We start from the raw sequence: 23,274 nt of genomic DNA on the forward strand, positions 1-23,274 counted from the left end.
TGTCTACACCCCTCAGCTGACCGGGCCGCCGAAGGCCTCGATACGGTCACCGTCAGCCAGCTTGACGATCGCCCGCTTGGTGGCCTTGCGCTGACCGAAGCCGGTCTTCGTGCGCTTGCGCTTGCCCTGGCGGTTGAGCGTGTTGACCGTCAGGACGCGGACGTTGAAGATCTGCTGGATAGCGATCTTGATCTCGGTCTTGTTCGCGTCCGGGTGCACCAGGAAGGTGTACCAGTTCCGGTTCAGCTCGCTGTAGCTCTTCTCCGAGACGACCGGCGCGACGATGACGTCCCGCGGGTCGGCGATCGTGCTCACTTGCCACCCTCCTCGGTGGTCTCGGCGGGAACACCGAGGAACTCGTCCAGGGCGTCCTTGGTGAAGACCACGTCGTCGGCCACCAGCACGTCGTACGTGTTGAGCTGGCCGGCCTCGATCAGGTGCACCCGCGGCTCGTTGCGCAGCGACACCCAGTTCAGCTCGTCGGTGCTGCTCAGCACGACGAGGACCCGACGGGCCTCGGTCAGCTTGGCCAGCGTGGCCAGAGCGGCCTTGGTCGACGGCTTCTCGCCCGAGACGAACGCCTCGACGACGTGCACCTGGCCGGCGCGGGCCCGGTCCGAGAGGGCGCCACGGAGGGCGGCGGCCTTCATCTTCTTCGGGGTCCGCTGGCTGTAGTCGCGCGGCACCGGGCCGTGGACCACGCCACCGCCGGCGAACTGCGGCGCGCGGATCGAGCCCTGGCGGGCCCGACCGGTGCCCTTCTGCTTGTACGGCTTCTTGCCGCCACCGGCGACCTCGCCGCGGGTCTTGGCCTTGTGGGTGCCCTGCCGGGCCGCCGCGAGCTGGGCCACCACGACCTGGTGCATCAGCGCGAGGTTGGCCTGGGCGTCGAAGATGTCGGCGGGCAGCTCGACGGAGCCGGTCTTGCCGCCTTCGACGCTGAGGACGTCAACGGTGGTCACTTGGCCACACCGCCCTTCTTCACCTTGGTCTTGGCCGCGGTGCGGACCAGGACCAGCGCGCCCTTGGGGCCGGGGATGGCACCACGGACGAGCAGGAGGTTGTTCTCGGTGTCGACCGCCTGGACGGTCAGGTTCTGGACGGTGTAGCGCACGCCACCCATCCGGCCCGCCATCCGGGTGCCCTTGAAGACGCGACCCGGGGTCGCGCAGGCGCCGATGGAGCCGGGCGAGCGGTGCTTGCGCTCGACACCGTGGCTGGCGCGCAGACCGTGGAAGCCGTGCCGCTTCATCGGGCCCGCGTAGCCCTTGCCCTTGGTCTTGCCGGTGACGTCGATGGTCACGCCGGCCGGGAACTCCTCGACCGTGACCTCCTGGCCCAGCGAGTAGTCCGCGGCGTTCGCGGTGCGCAGCTCGACGATGTGCCGGCGCGGCGCCACGTCCGCCTTCGCGTAGTGCCCGCTGATCGGCTTCTTCACCTTGCGCGGGTCGATCGTGCCGTAGGCGAGCTGGACCGCGGAGTAACCGTCCTTCTCGGCGCTACGAACCTGGCTCACGACGCACGGGCCGGCCTGAACCACGGTCACCGGGACAACGCGGTTGTTGTCCCAGACCTGGGTCATGCCGAGCTTTGCGCCCAGGATCCCCTTGACTTGCCTGTCCATTTGTCCGGTCCCTACAGCTTGATCTCGATGTCGACGCCAGCCGGCAGGTCGAGGCGCATGAGCGAGTCGACCGTCTTCGGGGTCGGGTCGATGATGTCGATCAGCCGCTTGTGCGTGCGCATCTCGAAGTGCTCGCGCGAGTCCTTGTACTTGTGCGGCGAGCGGATAACGCAGAAACGGTTGATCTCCGTGGGCAGCGGCACCGGCCCCGCGACCTGCGCCCCGGTACGCGTCACCGTCTCGACGATCTTCCGAGCCGAGGAGTCGACGACCTCGTGGTCATAGGCCTTGAGCCGGATGCGGATCTTCTGTCCCGCCATGGTGGCTTCTGTTCCTTCTCTCGATGCCGCTGTGTTGCGGGCGCCTGTACCGGCTGGTACAGGCCCACTTCGCCGACCCCCGCGGTCGGGCGTGTCGCGCCCTCGGACCAGGCTCCGCCCCGGGACTCCGGAGCGATTCTCTGACCACGCGGTGGGTCAAGGCGCCGATCGCATCACAGCGATCTGGACGCCGTGCGAGGGTGGTTGACCGCCATGGGCGATCAACCACCCTACGCCCGACTGTTGGTCTTCCCGGAGGTCCAGCTTTCACCGGACACGGGCGACTAACCGTCGTTACGCAACCTGACTAGTATGCCGCACGACCGGCGGCAACGCTAATCGGGGTTACCTAGCTCACTTGATGATCTTGGTGACGCGACCAGCGCCGACCGTACGGCCACCCTCCCGGATCGCGAACTTGAGGTTGTCCTCCATCGCGATGGGCTGGATCAGCTTCACGGACATCGTGGTGTTGTCGCCCGGCATGACCATCTCGGTGCCCTCGGGGAGGGTGACGACACCGGTGACGTCCGTGGTCCGGAAGTAGAACTGCGGACGGTAGTTCTGGAAGAACGGGGTGTGCCGGCCGCCCTCCTCCTTGGAGAGGATGTAGACCGTCGCCTCGAACTCGGTGTGCGGGGTGCTGGTGCCCGGCTTGACGACCACCATGCCGCGCTCGACGTCCTCGCGCTTGATGCCACGCAGCAGCAGACCGACGTTCTCGCCCGCGCGGGCCTCGTCGAGCAGCTTGCGGAACATCTCGATGCCGGTGCAGGTGGTCTTCATCGACTTCTCGCGGATGCCGACGATCTCCACCTCCTCGTTCGGCTTGAGGATGCCGCGCTCGGCGCGACCGGTGACGACGGTGCCACGACCGGTGATCGTGAAGACGTCCTCGATCGGCATGAGGAACGGCTTCTCGGTCTCGCGCTCCGGCTGCGGGATCGCGGTGTCGACCGCGTTCATCAGCTCCATGAGGCGGCCGGTCCACTCGGGGTCACCCTCGAGGGCCTTCAGCGCCGAGACCCGGACGACCGGCAGGTCGTCACCCGGGTACTCCTGCGCCGACAGCAGCTCACGGACCTCGAGCTCGACGAGCTCCAGGAGCTCCTCGTCGTCGACCATGTCGCTCTTGTTGAGCGCCACGACGATGTACGGCACACCGACCTGACGGGCCAGCAGCACGTGCTCGCGGGTCTGCGGCATCGGGCCGTCGGTCGCCGCGACCACCAGGATCGCGCCGTCCATCTGCGCGGCACCGGTGATCATGTTCTTGATGTAGTCGGCGTGCCCGGGGCAGTCGACGTGCGCGTAGTGCCGCGCCTCGGTCTGGTACTCGACGTGCGCGATCGAGATCGTGATGCCGCGGGCCTTCTCCTCCGGCGCCTTGTCGATCTCGTCGAACGGCGTGTACGGGTTGAGGTCCGGGAACTGGTCGTGCAGGACCTTCGTGATGGCCGCCGTCAGCGTCGTCTTACCGTGGTCGATGTGACCAATGGTGCCGATGTTGACGTGCGGCTTAGTCCGCTCGAACTTCGCCTTCGCCACTGGTGTCCTCCTGTGGACTTCTTGGTTCGTACGCCCGGCGCGCCGGACGGCGCTTAGGACTCTGTCGACAGCCTTTCCGGCCTGACGGCCGGAGAGCTTGGTGGGTTCTGCGGCGATGAAGCCTACAGGCCCGGATTCACACAACCCGACCGAGGTGGTCGCGGGCGGGGACTCCCTCCCGCGACCGGCCCCGGATCGATCACCGGATCAGCTCAGGTGAGCGTCACTCACCCGTCGCCTTGGCGATGATCTCCTTCGCCACGCTCTGCGGAACCTCGGCGTAGGAGTCGAACTGCATGCTGTAGCTAGCCCGGCCCTGGGTCTTCGACCGCAGGTCGCCGACGTAGCCGAACATCTCCGACAGCGGCACCAGGGCCCGGACGATGCGAGCGCCGCTGCGCTCCTCCATCGCCTGGATGATGCCCCGCCGGGAGTTGAGGTCACCGATGACGTCACCCATGTTCTCCTCAGGAGTGGTGACTTCAACGGCCATCATCGGCTCGAGGAGCGCGGGGTCGGCCTTGCGGGCCGCCTCCTTCATCACCATCGAGCCGGCGATCTTGAATGCCATTTCCGACGAGTCGACCTCGTGGTACTGGCCGTCGAGCAGCGTCAGCTTGACACCCACCAGCGGGAAGCCGGCGAGGATGCCGTACTGCATCGCGTCCTGGGCGCCCGCGTCCACCGACGGGATGAACTCCCGGGGGATGCGGCCACCGGTGACGGCGTTGGCGAACTCGTAGGTCGGCGACTCGTTGTCCAGCGGCAGCGGCTCGATGCTCACAATCACGCGGGCGTACTGGCCGGAGCCACCGGTCTGCTTCTTGTGGGTGTACTCGATCTTGTCCACCTTGCGGCGGATCGTCTCGCGGTACGCCACCTGCGGCTTACCGATGTTCGCCTCGACGTTGAACTCGCGGCGCATCCGGTCGACCAGGATGTCCAGGTGCAGCTCGCCCATGCCGGCGATGACCGTCTGACCGGTCTCCTCGTCCAGCTTGACGCGGAAGGTCGGGTCCTCCTCGGCCAGCCGCTGGATCGCGGTGCTGAGCTTCTCCTGGTCGGCCTTGGTCTTCGGCTCGATGGCGACCTCGATGACCGGCTCCGGGAAGGTCATCGACTCCAGGATGACCGGGTTCGCCGGGTCGCACAGCGTGTCACCGGTGGTGGTCTGCTTGAGACCCTGCACCGCGATGATGTCGCCAGCCTGGGCCGAGCCGCGCTCTTCCCGCTTGTTGGCGTGCATCTGGTAGATCTTGCCGATCCGCTCCTTGCGGTCCTTGGTGGAGTTGACCACCTGGGTGCCGGTCTCGACCACGCCGGAGTACACCCGGACGTAGGTGAGCTTGCCGAGGTGCTTGTCGGTCTGGATCTTGAAGGCCAGGCCGGAGAACGGCTCGGACTTCGACGGCTTCCGCTGCAGCGGGGTCTCGCCGTCGGCGGCCGTACCCTCGATCGCCGGAACGTCCAGCGGCGACGGCAGGAAGTCGACGACGGCGTCGAGCATGGGCTGCACGCCCTTGTTCTTGAACGCCGAGCCGCAGAGCACCGGGTTGGCCTTGCTGGCGATGGTGGCCCGCCGGATGGCGGCCTTGATCTCCTCGACGGAGATCTCCTCGCCCTCCAGGTACTTCTCCATCACCGCGTCGTCGACGTCGGCCAGGGTCTCCATCAGCTTCTCGCGCCACTCCGCCGCGGAGTCGGCCAGCCCGGCCGGGATCTCCTCGATGGCGTAGTCCTCACCCTTCTGGGTCTCCCCACGCCAGGTGAGGGCACGCATGCCGATCAGGTCGACGACACCGATGTGGTCGCCCTCGAGGCCGATCGGGATCTGGAGCACCAGCGGGGTGGCGTTCAGCCGGTCGATCATCATCTGCACGCAGCGGAAGAAGTCGGCGCCGGTCCGGTCGAGCTTGTTGACGAAGCACATCCGGGGGACGTGGTACTTGTCGGCCTGACGCCAGACGTTCTCCGTCTGCGGCTCCACGCCGGCGACACCGTCGTAGACCGCGACCGCACCGTCCAGCACCCGCAGCGACCGCTCGACCTCGACCGTGAAGTCGACGTGGCCGGGCGTGTCGATGATCTGGATCGTGTGGCCCTTCCACTCACACTTGGTAGCAGCGGAGGTGATGGTGATACCACGCTCCTGCTCCTGCTCCATCCAGTCCATGACGGCGGCGCCCTCGTGGACCTCACCGATCTTGTACGTGATGCCGGTGTAGAAGAGGATCCGCTCGGTGGTGGTGGTCTTACCGGCATCGATGTGCGCCATGATGCCGATGTTGCGTACGTTGGCGAGCGCGTCTGCGGCGGCCACTTCAATCCCTACTTATCGTCGTCCCGACACAACTGGTGGCGGTTCCGGCGCCGGTCCGGCGCCGGAACCAGGGTGTTACCAGCGGTAGTGCGCGAAGGCCTTGTTGGACTCCGCCATCTTGTGCGTGTCCTCGCGCCGCTTGACGGCGGCACCCAGACCGTTGCTCGCGTCGAGCAGCTCGTTCATCAGCCGCTCGATCATGGTCTTCTCGCGACGGGCGCGGGAGTAGCTGACCAGCCAGCGCAGGCCCAGCGTGGTCGCCCGGGCGGGACGGACCTCAACCGGCACCTGGTAGGTGGCGCCACCGACCCGGCGGCTGCGCACCTCGAGGGTCGGCTTGACGTTGTCCATCGCCCGCTTGAGGGTGACGACCGGGTCGGTGCCGCTCTTCTCGCGGCAGCCCTCCAGGGCGGCGTACACGATGCGCTCGGCGAGCTGACGCTTGCCGCGCAGCAGGATCTTGTTCACCAACTGGGTGACCAGCGGCGAGTTGTACACCGGGTCAGCGACCAGCGGCTTCCGCGGAGCGGGTCCCTTACGCGGCATGTCAGCTCTTCTCCTTCTTCGCGCCGTAACGGCTGCGCGCCTGCTTGCGGTTGCGGACACCCTGGGTGTCCAGCGAACCGCGAACGATCTTGTAACGCACGCCGGGGAGGTCCTTCACCCGGCCGCCGCGGACGAGCACGATCGAGTGCTCCTGCAGGTTGTGACCCACGCCCGGGATGTAGGCGGTCACCTCGATCTGGCTGCTGAGCTTGACACGAGCGACCTTGCGGAGCGCCGAGTTCGGCTTCTTGGGGGTGGTGGTGTACACGCGGGTGCACACACCGCGCCGCTGAGGGCTGCCCTTCAGCGCGGGGGTCTTCGTCTTGGTCGTCTTGGCCTGGCGGCCCTTTCGGACCAGCTGCTGGATGGTGGGCACCGGGTTTCTCCGCTCCCTTCGGCCGCTCGCGCGACCGCGCCGTCTACTCGTTAGCCGACCTGGTGGACGGCTCTCCTACATTCCGACCAGGGCCACCTCACGGAGGCCCCGGCACCCGCGGTCGGGCGTGTCGCCCCGCTCACGGTCCCGGTGCCGTCGCTCGCGCGCGCACCGGGTTGTGTCACCGGCACGTGATCGACCGCGCGCCGGGTCTTGGACTGTGTCGTACGGCCGCTCGATCGCCGGATGAACCGGGTCCCGCGCACGCACGAGTTGCCCGGGCACGCCCGGGCACAAGGGGAAAGAGTACCTACCACAGCCTCCCAGGTCAAAACGGGTTGGTCCGGCGGATCTCAGATCCCCGCCGGTCGACCGCTCCGTCCTGCCTGCTCACCCGTGATGGGCACCTACGAACCCAAGTGTACCGGCTGCTCCGCGCACCGACCCGTCGGCCCCGGGCGACGGGCGTCACGCCAACTGCACCAGCAACGCCAGCCCCAGACCCATCAGGCTGAGCAACAGCCCCACCCCGCCGGTGCTGATCCCGGCCGTCGCCAGGCCCCGGCCGGTGAACCGCACCGCCGGCGGCGGCGCCGCCCGGCGGATCTGTCGGCGGGCCAGCAGCCCGGCGACGATCGCCGCCGCGCCGGCCAGCACACCGGGCACGGTGAACGCCCCGGCCGCCCAGGCCCCGCCGAGCCGCGCTCCCCCGACGCCGAAGCAGATCACCAGCAGCGAGACCAGGATCGAGGCCACCCCCGCGACCAGCGACCCCACCGCCGGGCCGGAGGTCACCGCCGGCACGTCCAGGTGCACCACGCCGAAGGGCGTACCCGGAACCGGGTCGACCCGCTTCGGCGGACGCGGCGGCTCCTGCGGCGGCGGAGGCAGCGGGCCACGCCCGGGCGACGAGGGCACCGGCCAGCCACCACCGAGCGCCGACCGCCCCGGGTACGACCCGGGCAGGTACCCACCGGCCGGCACCGACCCGGGGTACGGCGCGGCCGACGGCGTTGGGGCCGGCGGTGAGGCGGCCGGCGGTGGGGCGTACCCGATCGGGGCGGCCTCCGGCGGGATGCCGGCGCCGGGCACCGGGCCGACGCTGGACGGGGTCCCCCCGGGGCCGGCGGCCCACGGATCCGGACGGCCCTGCGCCGCCGGGTCGGAGGTGCCGGGCTGCGGGGATCCGGAGGGCGGCCCGCCCGGGTCGCCTCCCGACGGCGGCGCCGGTTCCGTCACGGGGTCCTCCTGTCGAGAATTCGGGTCCACCGTCGCGCGACGGACACCGGCCAGGCTACCGCCGACGTGCACCACCGGAGCCAGCCGCGGGCGATCACCGGGCGGTCAGTCCACGTTCGGGGAGAAGTCGTGCCCGTACGGGGCTTCGGCCAGCCGCACCACCCCGATCACCACCAGCGTGACCAGGCCGACCGCCACCAGCACCAGCCCCGTCCAGGCCAGCCGCTCCCCCCGGCGCAGCCAGGCCGCCCCGGTGAGGAAGCCACCCGAGGCGTACGCCTCGCGCCGGGCCTGCCGGGCCAGTCGCAGGGCGACCGTGGCGGGCACCACCCCGCCGACGAAGAGCCCGGTGAGCGCCCCGATCAGGCCGAGCGCGAAGACCGCCCGGGCCTTCGTCGCGCGGACCGGGTCAGGGTCGAGCGGATGACGGGGCGGCGGGTGCGCCACCGGTAGCTGCCCCGGAGCGGTCGTCATCCCCCCATCATGCCCGGCCCCGCCCGCCGGCGAACGGGCCCCGACCAGCCGGGCACGACGAAGGCCCCCGGCGCGGACGCCGGGGGCCTTCGTGCGTGCTGTTTAGCGGTACGACCCGAAGTCGAAGTCGTCCAGCGGAACCGCCTGGCCGCTGGCCGGCCCGAAGCCGTAGTCGGTCTCCGGGTAGCCGGTCATCGAGTAGACCTTGGCCTTCGCCTCCTCGGTCGGCTCGACCCGGACGTTGCGGTACTTGCTGATGCCGGTACCGGCCGGGATGAGCTTACCGATGATCACGTTCTCCTTGAGGCCGACGAGCGAGTCGCTACGCGAGTTGATCGCCGCGTCGGTCAGCACCCGGGTGGTCTCCTGGAAGGAGGCCGCCGAGAGCCAGGAGTCGGTGGCCAGCGACGCCTTGGTGATACCCATCAGCACCGGGCGACCGGCGGCGGGCTCGCCACCCTCGCCGACGAGCCGGCGGTTCTCCGACTCGAACAGCGCCCGGTCGACCAGCACACCCGGCAGGAACTCGGTCGAGCCGGAGTCGATGACCGTCACCCGCTTGAGCATCTGGCGGATGATGATCTCGATGTGCTTATCGTGGATGAGCACACCCTGCGAGCGGTAGACCTCCTGGACCTCCTGGGTCAGGTGGACCTGGACCGCGCGCGGGCCGAGGATGCGCAGCAGCTCGTGCGGGTCGATGGTGCCCTCGGTGAGCTTCTCGCCGACCTCGACGTGATCCCCGTCGTGGGTCCGCAGCCGGACCCGCTTGGAGATCTTGTCGTAGACGATCTCGTCGCTGCCGTCGTCCGGCACCACGATGATCTTCCGCGACCGCTCGCCGTCCTCGATCCGGATCCGGCCCGGGGTGTCGGCGATGGGCGCCTTGCCCTTCGGGATCCGGGCCTCGAAGATCTCCTGGACACGCGGCAGACCCTGGGTGATGTCCTCACCCGCGACACCACCGGTGTGGAAGGTACGCATCGTGAGCTGGGTACCCGGCTCACCGATCGACTGGGCGGCGATGATGCCGACCGCCTCGCCGACGTCCACGGTCTTGCCGGTCGGCAGCGAACGGCCGTAGCACGCGCCGCAGACGCCCAGCTTCGACTCGCAGGTGAGCACGCTGCGCACCCGCACCGTCTCCACCCCGGCGGCGACGATCTTGTCGACCCCGATGGAGTTGATGTCCTGGCCCCGCTCGGCGACGACGGTGCCATCCGGCCCCTTGATGTCGTCGGCCAGGGTCCGGGCGTGCACGCTGGTCTCGGCGTGCTCGTGCACGACCAGCCTGCCACCCTCCAGGCGCTCGCCGATCTGCATCGGGATGGCCCGGTCGGTGCCGCAGTCCTCCTCGCGGATGATGACGTCCTGCGAGACGTCCACCAGACGACGGGTCAGGTAACCCGAGTCGGCGGTACGCAGCGCGGTGTCGGCGAGACCCTTACGGGCACCGTGCGTGGAGATGAAGTACTCCAGCACGGACAGACCCTCCCGGTACGAGGCCTTGATCGGCCGCGGGATGATCTCACCCTTCGGGTTGGCCACCAGACCACGGATCGCCGCGATCTGCCGGAGCTGGAGCAGGTTACCGCGGGCACCCGAGTTGATCATCTTCCACAGCGGGTTCTCCTGCGGCAGCGCGGTGTCCATCTCCTTGGCGACCTCGTTGGTCGCCTTGGTCCAGATCTCGATGAGCTCGCCGCGACGCTCCTCGGCGGTCATCAGACCACGCTGGTACTGCTTGTCGATCCGGTCGGCTTCCTTCTCGTACCGCTCCAGGATCTCCCGCTTGCGCGGCGGAGCGATGACGTCCTCCATGCCGATGGTGACGCCGGACCAGGTGGCCCAGTGGAAGCCGGCCTCCTTGAGGCCGTCCAGGGTGGCCGCGAGGGCCACCTTCGGGAAGCGCTCCGCGAGGTCGTTGACGATCGCGGAGAGCTGGCCCTTGCGGATCTCGTAGTTCACGAAGCGGTAGCCCTGCGGCAGCGTCTCGTTGAACAGGACCCGGCCGAGCGTGGTCTCCACGGTCAGCGCCTCGCCCTCGACCCAGCCCTCGGGCGCGGCCCACGGCTCGGCGCCGGCGCCGTTGTCGACACCGATCACGCCGCGCAGCCGGATCTTGACCGGGGTCTGCAGGTGCAGCTCACCGGCGTCGAAGGCCATCCGCGCCTCGGCGTCCGAGCTGAACGCCCGGCCCTCGCCCGTACCACCCGGGGTGAGGTGGGTCAGGTGGTAGAGGCCGATGACCATGTCCTGGGTGGGCATGGTGACCGGCTTGCCGTCGGCCGGCTTGAGGATGTTGTTCGACGACAGCATCAGGATCCGCGCCTCGGCCTGGGCCTCGGCCGACAGCGGCACGTGCACCGCCATCTGGTCACCGTCGAAGTCGGCGTTGAACGCGGTGCAGACCAGCGGGTGGATCTGGATCGCCTTGCCCTCGACGAGCTGCGGCTCGAAGGCCTGGATGCCCAGGCGGTGCAGGGTCGGCGCCCGGTTGAGCAGCACCGGGTGCTCGCCGATGACCTCTTCCAGCACGTCCCACACGACCGGCCGCTGCCGCTCGACCATCCGCTTGGCGGACTTGATGTTCTGCGCGTGGTTGAGATCGACCAGCCGCTTCATCACGAACGGCTTGAACAGCTCCAGGGCCATCTGCTTGGGCAGGCCGCACTGGTGCAGCTTCAGCTTCGGGCCGACCACGATGACCGATCGGCCGGAGTAGTCGACGCGCTTGCCGAGCAGGTTCTGGCGGAACCGGCCCTGCTTGCCCTTGAGCATGTCGGAGAGCGACTTCAGCGGGCGGTTACCCGGACCGGTGACCGGCCGGCCACGGCGGCCGTTGTCGAACAGCGCGTCGACGGCCTCCTGGAGCATCCGCTTCTCGTTGTTGACGATGATCTCGGGTGCGCCGAGGTCGATCAGTCGCTTGAGCCGGTTGTTCCGGTTGATCACCCGGCGGTACAGGTCGTTCAGGTCGGAGGTCGCGAAGCGGCCACCGTCGAGCTGCACCATCGGGCGCAGGTCCGGCGGGATGACCGGGACGCAGTCCAGCACCATGCCCAGCGGCGAGTTGCGGGTGTTCAGGAACGCCGCGACGACCTTGAGCCGCTTCAGGGCGCGGATCTTCCGCTGGCCCTTGCCGGAGCGGATGGTCTCGCGCAGGCTCTCGGCCTCGGCGTCGAGGTCCATGTTCTGGACCAGCGCCTTGATGGCCTCGGCGCCCATCCCGCCGGTGAAGTACTCACCGAACCGGTCGCGCAGCTCGCGGTAGAGCAGTTCGTCGGTGACGAGCTGCTTCGGCTCCAGCTTGCGGAAGGTGTCGAGCACCTCGTCCAGGCGGTCGATCTCGCGCTGGGCCCGGTCGCGGATCTGGCGCATCTCGCGCTCTCCGCCCTCCTTGACCTTGCGCCGGACGTCCGCCTTCGCGCCCTCGGCCTCCAGCTCGGCCAAATCGGCCTCGAGCTTCGCGGCCCGCTTCTCGATCTCCGAGTCGCGGCTGTTCTCGGACTGCCGCTTCTCGGCGAGGATCTCGTTCTCGATGGTCGAGAGGTCGCGGTGACGCGACTCGGCGTCCACGCTCGTCACGACGTACGAGGCGAAGTAAATGATCTTTTCGAGGTCCTTGGGGGCGAGGTCCAGCAGGTAGCCCAGCCGGCTCGGCACGCCCTTGAAGTACCAGATGTGGGTCACCGGAGCGGCGAGCTCGATGTGCCCCATCCGCTCACGACGAACCTTGGAGCGGGTCACCTCGACGCCACAGCGCTCGCAGATGATGCCCTTGAAGCGGACCCGCTTGTACTTACCGCAGTAGCACTCCCAGTCCCGCTGCGGACCGAAGATCTTCTCGCAGAAGAGCCCGTCCTTTTCCGGCTTCAGGGTGCGGTAGTTGATCGTCTCAGGCTTCTTGACCTCACCGTGCGACCACTGACGGATGTCGTCAGCGGTGGCGAGGCCGATGCGCAGCTCGTCGAAGAAGTTGACGTCGAGCACTATGTCCCCTATGTCGTCGTCTGTACTGCTAGCTAACCGGCGGGGTTCGGGGCCGGGTGACCCGGCCCCGAACCACCACCTCAGACCTCTTCGACCGAGCTCGGCTCGCGCCGGGACAGGTCGATGCCCAGCTCCTCCGCCGCCCGGAACACCTCGTCGTCGGTCTCCCGCATCTCCAGGGCCACACCGTCGCTGGAGAGCACCTCGACATTGAGGCACAGCGACTGCAGCTCCTTGAGCAGCACCTTGAACGACTCCGGGATGCCCGGCTCGGGGATGTTCTCGCCCTTGACGATCGCCTCGTAGACCTTCACCCGGCCCAGCACGTCGTCGGACTTGATGGTCAGCAGCTCCTGCAGGGCGTAGGCAGCGCCGTACGCCTGCATCGCCCAACACTCCATCTCGCCGAAGCGCTGACCACCGAACTGCGCCTTACCACCCAGCGGCTGCTGGGTGATCATCGAGTACGGACCGGTCGACCGGGCGTGGATCTTGTCGTCGACCAGGTGGTTGAGCTTCAGGATGTAGATGTAGCCGACCGCGATCGGGTCCGGCAGCGGCTCGCCGGAGCGACCGTCGAAGAGCTGCGCCTTGCCGGAGGAACCGATCAACTGCTTGCCGTCCCGGTTGGGCAGGGTCGACGCGAGCAGACCGGAGATCTCCTCCTCGCGGGCACCGTCGAAGACCGGGGTGGCCACGTTGGTGTCCGGCTCGGACTCGTGCGCCTCGATCGACCGGAGCTGACGCTTCCAGTCGGTGTCGTCGCCCGCCACGCTCCAGCCGGTCTTGGCCACCCACCCGAGGTGGGTCTCCAGGACCTGACCGATGTTCATCCGGGACGGCACACCCAGCGGGTTGAGCACGATGTCGACCGGGGTGCCGTCCTCCAGGAACGGCATGTCCTCGATCGGCAGGATCTTCGAGATGACGCCCTTGTTGCCGTGCCGGCCGGCGAGCTTGTCACCGTCCTGGATCTTGCGCTTCTGGGCGACGTAGACCCGGACCAGCTCGTTGACGCCCGGCGGCAGCTCGTCGCCGTCCTCGCGGGAGAAGGTACGCACGCCGATGACCGTGCCGGTCTCACCGTGCGGCACCTTCAGCGAGGTGTCCCGGACCTCACGCGCCTTCTCCCCGAAGATCGCGCGGAGCAGCCGCTCCTCCGGGGTCAGCTCGGTCTCGCCCTTCGGCGTGACCTTGCCGACCAGGATGTCGCCGGGGACGACCTCGGCGCCGATCCGGATGATGCCGCGCTCGTCGAGGTCGGCGAGCATCTCCTCGCTGACGTTCGGGATGTCGCGGGTGATCTCCTCCGGGCCGAGCTTGGTGTCCCGGGCGTCGACCTCGTGCTCCTCGATGTGGATCGAGGTGAGCACGTCCTGCTGCACGAGGCGCTGCGACAGGATGATCGCGTCCTCGTAGTTGTGGCCCTCCCAGCACATGAACGCCACCAGCAGGTTGCGTCCGAGCGCCATCTCGCCCTCGTCGGTGCACGGACCGTCGGCGATGACCTGACCGGCCTCGACGCGGTCGCCCTCGAAGACCACCGGCTTCTGGTTGACGCAGGAGCCGGCGTTGGAGCGGCGGAACTTGTGCAGCAGGTACGTCCGGCGGTGGCCGTCGTCCTGGTGGATGGTGATGTAGTCGGCGCAGAGGTCCTCGATGACCCCACCGACCTCGGCCACCACCACGTCACCGGCGTCGACCGCGGCGCGGTACTCCATGCCGGTGCCGACCAGCGGCGACTCCGCCTTGACCAGCGGCACCGCCTGGCGCTGCATGTTCGCGCCCATCAGCGCGCGGTTGGCGTCGTCGTGCTCCAGGAACGGGATCATCGCGGTCGCGACCGAGGTCATCTGCCGCGGCGACACGTCCATGTAGTCGACGGCGCCGGGCACCACGTCCTCGGTCTCGCCACCCTTACGGCGGCACAGGACCCGGTCCTCGGCGAAGGTGCCGTCGGCCTTGAGCGGCGCGTTGGCCTGGGCCTTGACGAACCGGTCCTCCTCGTCCGCGGTCAGGTAGTCGATCTGGTCGGTGACCCGACCCTCGACGACCTTCCGGTACGGCGTCTCGATGAAGCCGAACGGGTTGACCCGGGCGAAGGTGGAGAGCGCGCCGATCAGGCCGATGTTCGGGCCTTCCGGCGTCTCGATCGGGCACATCCGGCCGTAGTGGGACGGGTGCACGTCACGGACCTCGAAGCCGGCCCGCTCCCGGGACAGACCACCCGGGCCGAGCGCGCTCAGCCGGCGCCGGTGGGTCAGGCCCGCCAGCGGGTTGGTCTGGTCCATGAACTGGGACAGCTGCGACGTACCGAAGAACTCCTTGATCGCCGCCACCACCGGGCGGATGTTGATCAGGGTCTGCGGCGTGATCGCCTCGACGTCCTGGGTGGTCATCCGCTCGCGGACGACCCGCTCCATCCGGGACAGGCCGACCCGAACCTGGTTCTGGATCAGCTCGCCCACGGTACGCAGACGCCGGTTGCCGAAGTGGTCGATGTCGTCGGCCTCGTAGCCGTCCTCACCGGCGTGCAGCCGGCAGAGGTACTCCACGGTGGCGACGATGTCGTCCTCGGTCAGCGTGCCGGTGGTGATCGGCACACCCACTTCGAGCTTCTTGTTGAACTTGTAACGACCGACCTTGGCGACGTCGTACCGCTTCGGGTTGAAGAAGAGGTTGTCGAGCAGGGTCTGGGCGTTCTCGCGGGTCGGCGGCTCGCCAGGGCGGAGCTTGCGGTAGATGTCGAGCAGGGCCTCGTCCTGGCCGGCGATGTGGTCCTTCTCGAGCGTGGTCATCATCAGCTCGGACCAGCCGAACTTCTCGCGGATCTGCTCCGCGGACCATCCGATGGCCTTGAGCAGGACCGTGACGGCCTGCCGACGCTTACGGTCGATGCGGACGCCGACCGTGTCGCGCTTGTCGATGTCGAACTCCAGCCAGGCACCCCGACTCGGGATGACCTTGACGCTGGAGAGGTCGCGGTCGGAGGTCTTGTCCGGCTGCTTGTCGAAGTAGACGCCCGGGGACCGGACGAGCTGGCTGACCACGACGCGCTCGGTGCCGTTGATGATGAAGGTGCCCTTGGGCGTCATCATCGGGAAGTCACCCATGAACACCGTCTGGCTCTTGATCTCGCCGGTGGTGTTGTTGGTGAACTCCGCGGTCACGAACAGCGGGGCGCAGTAGGTCAGGTCCTTCTCCTTGCACTCCTCGATCGAGGCCTTGACCTCGTCGAAGCGCGGTGCCGAGAAGGAGAGCGACATGGTGCCGGAGAAGTCCTCAATGGGACTGATCTCGTCGAGGATCTCCGCGAGACCCGAGCGTGCGTGCGGGTCGTCCGCCGACCGGCCCTGCCAACCCTCGTTGCCGACGAGCCAGTCGAAGGACTCGTTCTGAATGGCGAGGAGGTTGGGGACCTCGAGGTGTTCGGTGATCCTGCCGAAAGAAACTCGGCGGGGAGCGAAAGCGCTCGACGTACGACTGGTCTTCGCAGGGCGGGAAGCTGCCAAGATGCGTCCTTCCGAGGACCGGTGCTGCAGAACGGCTGGTACGCGTGCACTCCAATGACCCCGCCAGAAATATCCGTAAACGGACATTTCCGAGCAGGGGTCAAGTCGGAAGGCAGCGCAAACTAGCAGTGTAGCCGAGAGGCTAACCGCTGTCCAGCCCATCCCGCAGGTCATTGCGGAACGCGCCTCGGCTCCCCCGGAAACAGGGGCTCACCGGGCCGCTCGGAACGCAACGTTCCTGTCGGGCCGCTCGGGCGTGGCGGCGCTGATGGTGCCACCGCAGCCATACCCAAGAGTTGGCCGTCGCAAGCGCGGAAGGTCTTGCTGGTGTCAGCGTGCCTGGCAGGCCCGGGCCGCGTCAAGGGCCTCATCCCGGGTCTCCGCCGGGTTTCCCACCGGCGGGCTACCGCAGGACGGCGCCACCACGCCGCACACCGCGTGCGGACGCCCTGCTCACGCCACTCACACCCGGAGTCACCAAGCACAGCGGGCGGTGATCCGTCACCGGATCACCGCCCGCCACGACGCGGTGTGCCCCAGCTCACGTGAGCCGGGCTCGCGCCAAGGTCGACCCGAGGTCGACCTCAGGTCACTTGAGGGTGACCTTGGCGCCCTCGCCCTCGAGCTTGGCCTTGGCCTTCTCGGCGGTCTCCTTGTTGACCTTCTCCAGGATGGCCTTCGGCGCGGACTCGACCGCGTCCTTGGCCTCCTTGAGGCCCAGGCCGGTCAGCTCGCGCACGACCTTGATGACCTGGATCTTCTTGCCACCGTCGGCCTCGAGGACGACGTCGAACTCGTCCTTCTCCGGCTCGGCCTCGGCCGGGGCGGCAGCGCCACCGGCAGCGGCGACCGCGACCGGCGCCGCGGCGGTGACCTCGAAGGTCTCCTCGAACTGCTTCACGAACTCAGAGAGCTCGATCAGCGTCATCTCCTTGAACGCGTCGAGCAGCTCGTCGGTGCTGAGCTTCGCCATGTCTGGCGTCCTTTCTCACAATGGAAACTAAGAACGTGGGTGCGCCGGGAGGGCCTCAGGCCGCCTCGGCGCCCTCCTTCTCGCGCTTGTCCTGCAGGGCGGCCGCCAGGCGGGCGGTCTTGGAGAGCGGAGCCTGGAACAGGGCCGCAGCCTTGCTCAGGTTGCCCTTCATCGCGCCGGCCAGCTTGGCCAGCAGCACCTCACGGGACTCCAGTTCGGCGAGCTTCGTGACCTCGGCCGCGGAAATGGCCTTGCCCTCGAAGACACCGCCCTTGATGACGAGCTTCGGGTTGGCCTTCGCGAAGTCGCGAAGCCCCTTCGCCGCCTCGACGACGTCGCCCGAAACGAAAGTCAGCGCGGTAGGACCGGTGAACAGCTCGTCGAGGCCGGAGATGCCCGCCTCGGTCGCGGCACGCTTGGCCAGCGTGTTCTTCGCGACCGTGTAGGTGGTCTCCTTGCCGAGCGAGCGCCGCAGCTGGGTGAGCTGGGAAACCGTCAGACCACGGTACTCGGTGAGCACCGCAGCGCCCGCGTTGCGGAAGCTCTCGGTCAGCTCAGCGACGGCCGTGGCCTTGTCGGCCCGGATCGGCTTGTCCGCCATGTCCCTCCTCTCTCGTTGCTCGGAGCTGGTCGCCGTCGACGAGCGGAAGCTCTGCGACGGCGCCGGAGGCATCACGACAACGAGAAAAGCCCCGGCGCAGGGCGCGCGGGGCGAGGGCCGGCCTGATCACCATGGTCGGCGGACCACGGTAGGAACCGAGTTACGCTTGCCGCCCTGCGCGGGTCGCCCGTCATCGCGGGGCCTTCGACCGTGCCGGAGCACGGTGACCAGCGGTCTCTGGGTGGAACTACCGGGCTAGGTTACGTGACGGGCCGCGCCATCTCCAAATCGCATCCGGAGTGCCCCCGCTCACGCCTCCCTCCCGGCTCCCGGCTCCCCGGCTGGCGGCTGGCGGCTCCCGGCTGGCGCCTCGCCTCACGCCTCCCGGCTTCCGGTTTCGGTGCCGGTGCCGGTGCCGGTGCCGGTGCCGGTGCCGGTGCCGGCTTCCAGCTCCGGTTCCGGCTCCGGCTTCAGCTCCAGCTCCAGCTCCAGCTCCAGCTCCAGCTCCAGCTCCAGCTCCAGCTCCAAGATCGCACAACTTCCAGGATGTAGTGGCCTCCGAGTCGCGTGAGGCCACTACATCCTGGATCCAGCACGATCTTGATGCGGGTGTAGCTCCGCCGGGAGCCACGCCCCGCTGCCCTCAGCGCCGGTGCGCCCAGCCGGCAGCGCGGTGCGCCCGGCAGCGGTGCCTCGGCGCCGGTGCGCCCAGCCAGCAGCGCGGTGCGCCCGGCAGAGGAGATCGGCGGTCAGGGGCCGCGTTGACAAGATCGAGGATGGCCGGCTCGCCGACCATGGGTGCTTCCGGCCGCGCGCAGGGGCCGACTGTCAGCGGCTGAGTCAGAGCTGGCCGGGTGACCTGCTCTGCTCCCACCTCCTCACCGTCAGGGGCGGACCCGCCGCCGCCAGGCGTAGCCCGCCAACACCACGCCGGCCCAGGCGACCGCCCAGCCAGAGAGCAGCAGGGCGGTGTGGGCCGGCAGTGGGCTGGCGAGCGCCCGTGCGGTCGCCAGCACCGGCGGCACCAACCAGGGCGCCACCGAGCCGCGCAGGCCCAGCGCCAAGGTGCCGACCGCGCCCACGGCGAGCACCGCGACGCCGTACCCGGCGGTGCGGGTCAGTGCCCGGCTGGCCAGGGCACCCAGTGCCCCCGCCGGCAGCAGTGCGAGCAGGTGCGCCCAGAGCCCGAGGGTGAGCGAGGCCACCAACGGGGGGTCCCCCGGTGCCGGCACGGCCACCCCGCCGACCAGCCAGGGAAAGACCAGTGCCACGACCACCGTTGCCACGCCCGCGACCGCCGCCGCGAGCAGCCCGGCGACCCGCTCCCGGGCCGGGCCCACCAGCACCAGTGCCATCCGGCGCTGGATGTCCGGCTCGACGTCCAGCACGATCTTGGTCTGCCAGGCCAGCACCGGAAAGAGCACCACGGCAGAGACGCCGTACGCCTCGGCCGGCTCGGCCCGGCCGCCGCCGTAGAAGACGCCCAGGGCGAGCAGGCCGGCCAGCAGCGGCGCCATCGCCCGACCGGTACGCAGGAAGCCGGCCAGCCGAAGTCGGACCAGCGCGCTCAGCGGGGCACCTCGCCCGGCCGGCCGTCCCGCGCCAGGTCACCGACGGACCGGCCCGCAGGGGATGGGACGGGACCGGGGTCGCCGGCGCCCGGCAGAACCGCCCCGGCGGGGGAACCGGGTGGCAGCGGCACAGCGCGATCGGCCGAACCAAGCAGCACCGGCCCAGCCCCGGCGGCCGAACCGGGCACCAACGGCACAGCGTCACCGGCCGAACCGGGCAACAGCGCCACAGCGCCAGCAGACGAACCGGACCGCGGCGGCACAGCGTCACCGGCCGAACCGGACGGCACCGGCCCAGCCCCGGTGGCCGAACCGGGTGACACCAGTGCAGCCCCAGCAGACGGACCGGGTAGCGGCGGCGCAGCCGTCCCCGGCGGTGGGACGGCGTGGTCGCGTACCCGGAGAACGTGGTGGCCCTCGGCGCGCAGCCGGGCGACGGTGCCGGCGACCCGCGCGGCCGGGACGGCGATCTCGACCACCGCGACGGCCTCCGGACCGGCGGAGGGCTCCTCGGACACCAGCCCGTCGTCCACCGTCCAGCGGCGGGCGCCCGGCAGCCGGACGGTCTCCCCCCGGTGGTCGCTGACCAGGACCGATCCGCCACCGGCCAGCACCTCGTCGACCAACTCCGGGACCAGCTCCCGGGCTGCCGCGTCCAGCCCCTCCCAGGGCTCGTCCAGCACCAGTAGTCCGGGTGTGCGGAGCATCGACTGGGCCAGGCCGACCTTCTGCGCGGTGCCCTTGGACAGCTCCGGCAGGCGGACCGTGCGGAACCGGGTCAGGCCCAGCCGGGCCGTCCAGTGGTCGACCGCCCGGTCGGCACCGGCCCGGTCGAGCCCGGCCGCCCGACCCATCCCGGTCAGGTAGCGGGCGACGGTGAAGGGCTGGTCGGCCGGAAAGCGCTCCGGTACCCAGCCGACCCGGCGGGGGCGGTCGACGACCCGGCCACGCACCGGCCGGAGCACCCCGGCGCAGAGCTGGAGCAGGGTTGACTTACCCACCCCGTTGCGGCCGAGTACGACCGCCACCTCACCCGGGTCGAGCCGCGCCGTGGCGCCGCGCAGCACCCAGGAGCCGCCCCGGTGGTACCGGAGCCAGACCTCCTCCAGTCGCATGGGACGAGCCTGCCACAACCCGCGGACACGGAAGGGCCCCGCCACGGTCCGTGGCGGGGCCCTTCGCGGGAGTCGGTCAGCCCTCGGCGCCGGTCTCCTGGAGGTTCTTCACCACGTTCGGGTCGACCGGGACGCCCGGGCCCATGGTGGTGGTCAGGGTGACCTTCTTGAGGTACTTGCCCTTGGCCGCGGACGGCTTGGCGCGCAGCACCTCGTCCAGCACCGCAGCGTAGTTGTCGATCAGCTGGGTCTCGGAGAACGAGGCCTTGCCGATGATCAGGTGCAGGTTGGAGTGCTTGTCCACCCGGAAGGTGATCTTGCCGCCCTTGATGTCCTGAACGGCCTTGGTGACGTCCATGGTCACCGTGCCCGTCTTCGGGTTCGGCATCAGGCCGCGCGGGCCCAGGATCCGCGCGATCCGGCCGATCTTGGCCATCTGGTCCGGAGTGGCGATCGCCGCGTCGAAGTCCAGCCAACCACCCTGGATGCGGGCGACGAGCTCGTCGGTGCCCACCTCGTCCGCACCGGCGGCGACGGCCTCCTCGGCCTTCGCGCCGGCGGCGAAGACGATCACGCGGGCGGTCTTACCGGTGCCGTGCGGCAGGTTGACCACGCCGCGGACCATCTGGTCCGCCTTGCGGGGGTCGACGCCGAGGCGCATGGCGACCTCGACCGTGGCGTCGAACTTGGTGCTGGTGGTGTCCTTGGCCAGCTTCACGGCCTCGGCCGGGGTGTAGAGCTTCGCCCGGTCGATGACCTCGGCGGCCTTGCGGTAGGTCTTGCTGCGCTGCATCTCTGATTACTCCTGTGGTCTCTGGCGGGCCGCGGCGTCCGCGCGCCCTCCCACGAACTGATCGGGTGAGTCGGAGGCCGACGTCAGTCGTTGACGACGATGCCCATCGACCGGGCGGTGCCGGCGATGATCTTCGCAGCCTGGTCGATGTCGTTGGCGTTGAGGTCGACCATCTTCTTCTCGGCGATCTCACGCACCTGGGCCTGGCTCACCGAGCCGACCTTCTGGCTCTGCGGGACGCCCGAGCCCTTGTCCACGCCGGCGGCCTTGAGCAGCAGCCGGGCGGCGGGCGGGGTCTTCAGCACGAAGGTGAAGGACCGGTCCTCGTACACGCTGATCTCGGCCGGGACGATGTCGCCCCGCTGAGCCTCGGTCTGCGCGTTGTAGGACTTGCAGAACTCCATGATGTTCACGCCGTGCTGGCCGAGCGCGGGGCCGACCGGCGGCGCCGGCGTGGCCTGGCCCGCCTTGAGCTGAAGCGTGAACGTCTTGACGAGCTTCTTCTTCGGAGGCATGTCACTTCCTGGGGCTTGAAACTGGGAAATGCGCCGGCCGCGGGCGCGCACGGTCAGCGCGGTGCGACAACGGCGACGTTCAAGAGTAGCGCAACCTCCGACCGCCCCCGCGCCGAGGCCCGGCGGAGGGCCCGACGACAGCGCCGGCGGCGGGCCGTCTGCCCACCGCCGGCGCCGGTACGTCGTCAGATCTTGGCGACCTGGTTGAAGTTCAGCTCGACCGGCGTCTCCCGGCCGAAGATCGACACCAGCACCTTGAGCTTCTGCTGGTCGGCGTTGATCTCACTGATCGTCGCCGGCAGCGAGGCGAACGCGCCGTCGGTGACGGTGACCGAGTCGCCGACCTCGAAGTCGAGGACCCGCACCTCGGGCTTGGCCTTCTTCTGCTCGGTCTCCACCGCCGGGGCCAGCCACTTGAGCACCTCGTCGAGGCTCAACGGCGCCGGCCGGTCGGCCCGGTCGGTGGCCCCCACGAAGCCGGTGACCCCCGGCGTGTTGCGCACGCACGAGTACGACTCCGCGGTCAGCTCCATCCGGACCAGGATGTAGCCGGGGAAGACCTTGGCCTGGATCTGGGACCGCTTGCCGTTCTTGACCTCGACCTCTTCCCGGGTCGGCACCTCGACCTGGTAGATGAAGTCCTCCATGTCCAGGGAGGTGATCCGGGTCTCGAGGTTGGTCTTGACCTTGTTCTCGTAGCCGGCGTACGAGTGCACCACGTACCAGTCGCCGGGCGCGTAGCGCAGCTTCTGGCGCAGCTCGGCGACCGGGTCGTAGTCCTCGTCCGGTGCCGGCTCCGTGGTCGGGAACTCCGGCTCGCTGGCGGCCTCGACCGACTCGTCACTGGCCGCCGTCGCCACCGTGGACTGCTCGTCCGTGGTCTCGGCGGTCTCGTCGTACTCAGGCACGCTCGCTCACTTCCGTCACTATCGGCTCAGTCGGCCGGTCAGCTGGGGTTGCCGAAGACCCACAGCACGCCCTTCGCGAACGCGAAGTCGAGAAGGCCCACGATCGTCAGCATCACCGCGACGAAGGTGACCACCACAGCCGTGTAGGTCAGCAGCTCCTTGCGGGTCGGCCAGATGACCTTACGCAGTTCGGCGACCACCTCGCGGAAGAAACGCGCGATGCGGGCGAACGGCCCTACTCGGCCGGTCTCGGTACGGGTCTTCGGCTTGCTGTCGGCCGACTCGGCGCGGGCCCGCGAACGCGTCGCGGTGCCACCCCGGGAAACCGGCTCGTCCGCTTCGGTGGCGTCGTCGTCGGCGGCCACCTCGTCGACGATCTCGTCGCGCTCGTCGCGCCGACCGTCGTCGCCGGCGTCCTCGCCGCGCCGCTTACTCTCGGCCACTTCGCCCTCCGTCGCGGGATGTCGGGTCGTACGCCCGGGCGGCGTACGCGGCGCTGGTCACGCCGGCCGGACCAACCGTCCCGCGACGGGCCGCGGCCGGCGGACCGGACGAAGGGCTCCGATTGCCTCGGAGCCACCCCGCCGATGCCACCACCACGGGCCGGACGCCGCCGTTTGGCGGCGCGACCCACGGGAACGGTCAGGCCTGAGGCGCAGGGGTGACAGGACTTGAACCTGCAGCCTGCGGTTTTGGAGACCGCTGCTCTGCCAATTGAGCTACACCCCTGTGCGGCAACGCTCGCCCCACCCGGTCCAACCGACCTGGCAGGGGTCACTTGCCCCACGGCGGACCAGTGTACGGGTACCGCCCCGACTTTCCCAACCGGTACCACCCACCGCGTCC

Annotated in this window: 21 protein-coding genes and 1 tRNA gene; all 22 read right to left on the reverse strand. The window is 69.3% G+C overall.

Annotation, left to right across the window (positions count from 1 at the left end; all coding sequences use genetic code 11):
• Positions 1 to 12: 12 nt before the first annotated feature.
• Complete coding sequence (gene rplW, locus ACIQG9_RS06405) at positions 13 to 315, reverse strand: 50S ribosomal protein L23 (RefSeq protein ID WP_067301418.1); 303 nt, start codon at positions 313 to 315, stop codon at positions 13 to 15.
• Complete coding sequence (rplD, locus tag ACIQG9_RS06410) at positions 312 to 962, reverse strand: 50S ribosomal protein L4 (protein ID WP_400398873.1); 651 nt, start codon at positions 960 to 962, stop codon at positions 312 to 314. The genes rplW and rplD overlap by 4 nt, the downstream gene beginning before the upstream one ends.
• Entirely contained in the window at positions 959 to 1,624 is a 666-nt protein-coding gene (gene rplC, locus ACIQG9_RS06415) for a 50S ribosomal protein L3 (RefSeq protein ID WP_400398874.1), read from the reverse strand. Before rplC ends, rplD begins: the two co-directional genes overlap by 4 nt.
• Before the next feature lie 11 nt (positions 1,625 to 1,635).
• On the reverse strand, positions 1,636 to 1,944 hold the full coding sequence (rpsJ, locus tag ACIQG9_RS06420; protein WP_007073037.1) for a 30S ribosomal protein S10: 309 nt from the start codon (positions 1,942 to 1,944) through the stop codon (positions 1,636 to 1,638).
• 354 nt (positions 1,945 to 2,298) lie between these two features.
• Positions 2,299 to 3,492, reverse strand: coding sequence for an elongation factor Tu (tuf, locus tag ACIQG9_RS06425; RefSeq protein WP_400398875.1), 1,194 nt, complete (start codon positions 3,490 to 3,492; stop codon positions 2,299 to 2,301).
• 223 nt (positions 3,493 to 3,715) lie between these two features.
• The gene (gene fusA / locus ACIQG9_RS06430) at positions 3,716 to 5,812 is read right to left on the reverse strand and encodes an elongation factor G (protein WP_400398876.1); all 2,097 of its coding nucleotides are present in this window, start codon (positions 5,810 to 5,812) and stop codon (positions 3,716 to 3,718) included.
• Positions 5,813 to 5,887: 75 nt separating this feature from the next.
• Positions 5,888 to 6,358: a 30S ribosomal protein S7 gene (gene rpsG, locus ACIQG9_RS06435; RefSeq protein WP_400398877.1), complete on the reverse strand. Its 471-nt coding sequence runs from the start codon at positions 6,356 to 6,358 to the stop codon at positions 5,888 to 5,890.
• Position 6,359: 1 nt separating this feature from the next.
• Entirely contained in the window at positions 6,360 to 6,734 is a 375-nt protein-coding gene (rpsL, locus tag ACIQG9_RS06440; protein ID WP_007465318.1) for a 30S ribosomal protein S12, read from the reverse strand.
• Between the two features lie 468 nt (positions 6,735 to 7,202).
• A complete protein-coding gene (locus ACIQG9_RS06445; RefSeq protein WP_400399275.1) occupies positions 7,203 to 7,625 on the reverse strand; it encodes a hypothetical protein in 423 nt (140 codons plus the stop codon).
• 453 nt (positions 7,626 to 8,078) lie between these two features.
• Positions 8,079 to 8,447 (reverse strand): hypothetical protein, encoded by a 369-nt coding sequence (locus ACIQG9_RS06450; RefSeq protein ID WP_400398878.1) that lies wholly within the window; start codon positions 8,445 to 8,447, stop codon positions 8,079 to 8,081.
• A gap of 102 nt (positions 8,448 to 8,549) precedes the next feature.
• The gene (locus ACIQG9_RS06455; protein WP_400398879.1) at positions 8,550 to 12,440 is read right to left on the reverse strand and encodes a DNA-directed RNA polymerase subunit beta'; all 3,891 of its coding nucleotides are present in this window, start codon (positions 12,438 to 12,440) and stop codon (positions 8,550 to 8,552) included.
• Positions 12,441 to 12,520: 80 nt separating this feature from the next.
• Complete coding sequence (locus ACIQG9_RS06460) at positions 12,521 to 15,952, reverse strand: DNA-directed RNA polymerase subunit beta (RefSeq protein ID WP_400398880.1); 3,432 nt, start codon at positions 15,950 to 15,952, stop codon at positions 12,521 to 12,523.
• A 589-nt stretch (positions 15,953 to 16,541) separates the two neighbouring features.
• Positions 16,542 to 16,925: a 50S ribosomal protein L7/L12 gene (gene rplL / locus ACIQG9_RS06465; RefSeq protein ID WP_400398881.1), complete on the reverse strand. Its 384-nt coding sequence runs from the start codon at positions 16,923 to 16,925 to the stop codon at positions 16,542 to 16,544.
• A 55-nt stretch (positions 16,926 to 16,980) separates the two neighbouring features.
• Entirely contained in the window at positions 16,981 to 17,526 is a 546-nt protein-coding gene (gene rplJ, locus ACIQG9_RS06470) for a 50S ribosomal protein L10 (protein ID WP_400398882.1), read from the reverse strand.
• A gap of 375 nt (positions 17,527 to 17,901) precedes the next feature.
• Positions 17,902 to 18,054: a hypothetical protein gene (locus ACIQG9_RS06475; RefSeq protein ID WP_400398883.1), complete on the reverse strand. Its 153-nt coding sequence runs from the start codon at positions 18,052 to 18,054 to the stop codon at positions 17,902 to 17,904.
• Positions 18,055 to 18,410: 356 nt separating this feature from the next.
• Positions 18,411 to 19,097, reverse strand: a complete 687-nt coding sequence (locus ACIQG9_RS06480) for a hypothetical protein (RefSeq protein WP_400399277.1) — start codon at positions 19,095 to 19,097, stop codon at positions 18,411 to 18,413.
• Positions 19,094 to 20,212 (reverse strand): ATP-binding cassette domain-containing protein, encoded by a 1,119-nt coding sequence (locus tag ACIQG9_RS06485; RefSeq protein ID WP_400398884.1) that lies wholly within the window; start codon positions 20,210 to 20,212, stop codon positions 19,094 to 19,096. The genes ACIQG9_RS06480 and ACIQG9_RS06485 overlap by 4 nt, the downstream gene beginning before the upstream one ends.
• A gap of 76 nt (positions 20,213 to 20,288) precedes the next feature.
• Positions 20,289 to 21,005 (reverse strand): 50S ribosomal protein L1, encoded by a 717-nt coding sequence (gene rplA, locus ACIQG9_RS06490; RefSeq protein WP_400398885.1) that lies wholly within the window; start codon positions 21,003 to 21,005, stop codon positions 20,289 to 20,291.
• Positions 21,006 to 21,088: 83 nt separating this feature from the next.
• Positions 21,089 to 21,520: a 50S ribosomal protein L11 gene (gene rplK, locus ACIQG9_RS06495; RefSeq protein ID WP_208568215.1), complete on the reverse strand. Its 432-nt coding sequence runs from the start codon at positions 21,518 to 21,520 to the stop codon at positions 21,089 to 21,091.
• Positions 21,521 to 21,705: 185 nt separating this feature from the next.
• Complete coding sequence (nusG, locus tag ACIQG9_RS06500) at positions 21,706 to 22,428, reverse strand: transcription termination/antitermination protein NusG (RefSeq protein ID WP_400398886.1); 723 nt, start codon at positions 22,426 to 22,428, stop codon at positions 21,706 to 21,708.
• A 38-nt stretch (positions 22,429 to 22,466) separates the two neighbouring features.
• Positions 22,467 to 22,871, reverse strand: a complete 405-nt coding sequence (gene secE, locus ACIQG9_RS06505; RefSeq protein ID WP_400398887.1) for a preprotein translocase subunit SecE — start codon at positions 22,869 to 22,871, stop codon at positions 22,467 to 22,469.
• Positions 22,872 to 23,084: 213 nt separating this feature from the next.
• Positions 23,085 to 23,157, reverse strand: a tRNA-Trp gene (locus tag ACIQG9_RS06510).
• Between the last annotated feature and the right edge of the window lie 117 nt (positions 23,158 to 23,274).

Origin of the sequence: Micromonospora sp. NPDC092111, assembly GCF_044755745.1 — a bacterium.
Classification (GTDB): Bacteria; Actinomycetota; Actinomycetes; order Mycobacteriales; family Micromonosporaceae; genus Micromonospora.

Bases quoted from the DNA above. Each gene is read 5' to 3' on its own strand.
- rplC (WP_400398874.1), bottom strand. From the start codon at position 1,624: ATGGACAGGCAAGTCAAGGGGATCCTGGGCGCAAAGCTCGGCATGACC.
- rpsJ (WP_007073037.1), bottom strand. From the start codon at position 1,944: ATGGCGGGACAGAAGATCCGCATCCGGCTCAAGGCCTATGACCACGAG.
- rpsG (WP_400398877.1), bottom strand. From the start codon at position 6,358: ATGCCGCGTAAGGGACCCGCTCCGCGGAAGCCGCTGGTCGCTGACCCG.
- ACIQG9_RS06450 (WP_400398878.1), bottom strand. From the start codon at position 8,447: ATGACGACCGCTCCGGGGCAGCTACCGGTGGCGCACCCGCCGCCCCGT.
- rplL (WP_400398881.1), bottom strand. From the start codon at position 16,925: ATGGCGAAGCTCAGCACCGACGAGCTGCTCGACGCGTTCAAGGAGATG.
- rplJ (WP_400398882.1), bottom strand. From the start codon at position 17,526: ATGGCGGACAAGCCGATCCGGGCCGACAAGGCCACGGCCGTCGCTGAG.
- ACIQG9_RS06485 (WP_400398884.1), bottom strand. From the start codon at position 20,212: ATGCGACTGGAGGAGGTCTGGCTCCGGTACCACCGGGGCGGCTCCTGG.
- rplA (WP_400398885.1), bottom strand. From the start codon at position 21,005: ATGCAGCGCAGCAAGACCTACCGCAAGGCCGCCGAGGTCATCGACCGG.
- rplK (WP_208568215.1), bottom strand. From the start codon at position 21,520: ATGCCTCCGAAGAAGAAGCTCGTCAAGACGTTCACGCTTCAGCTCAAG.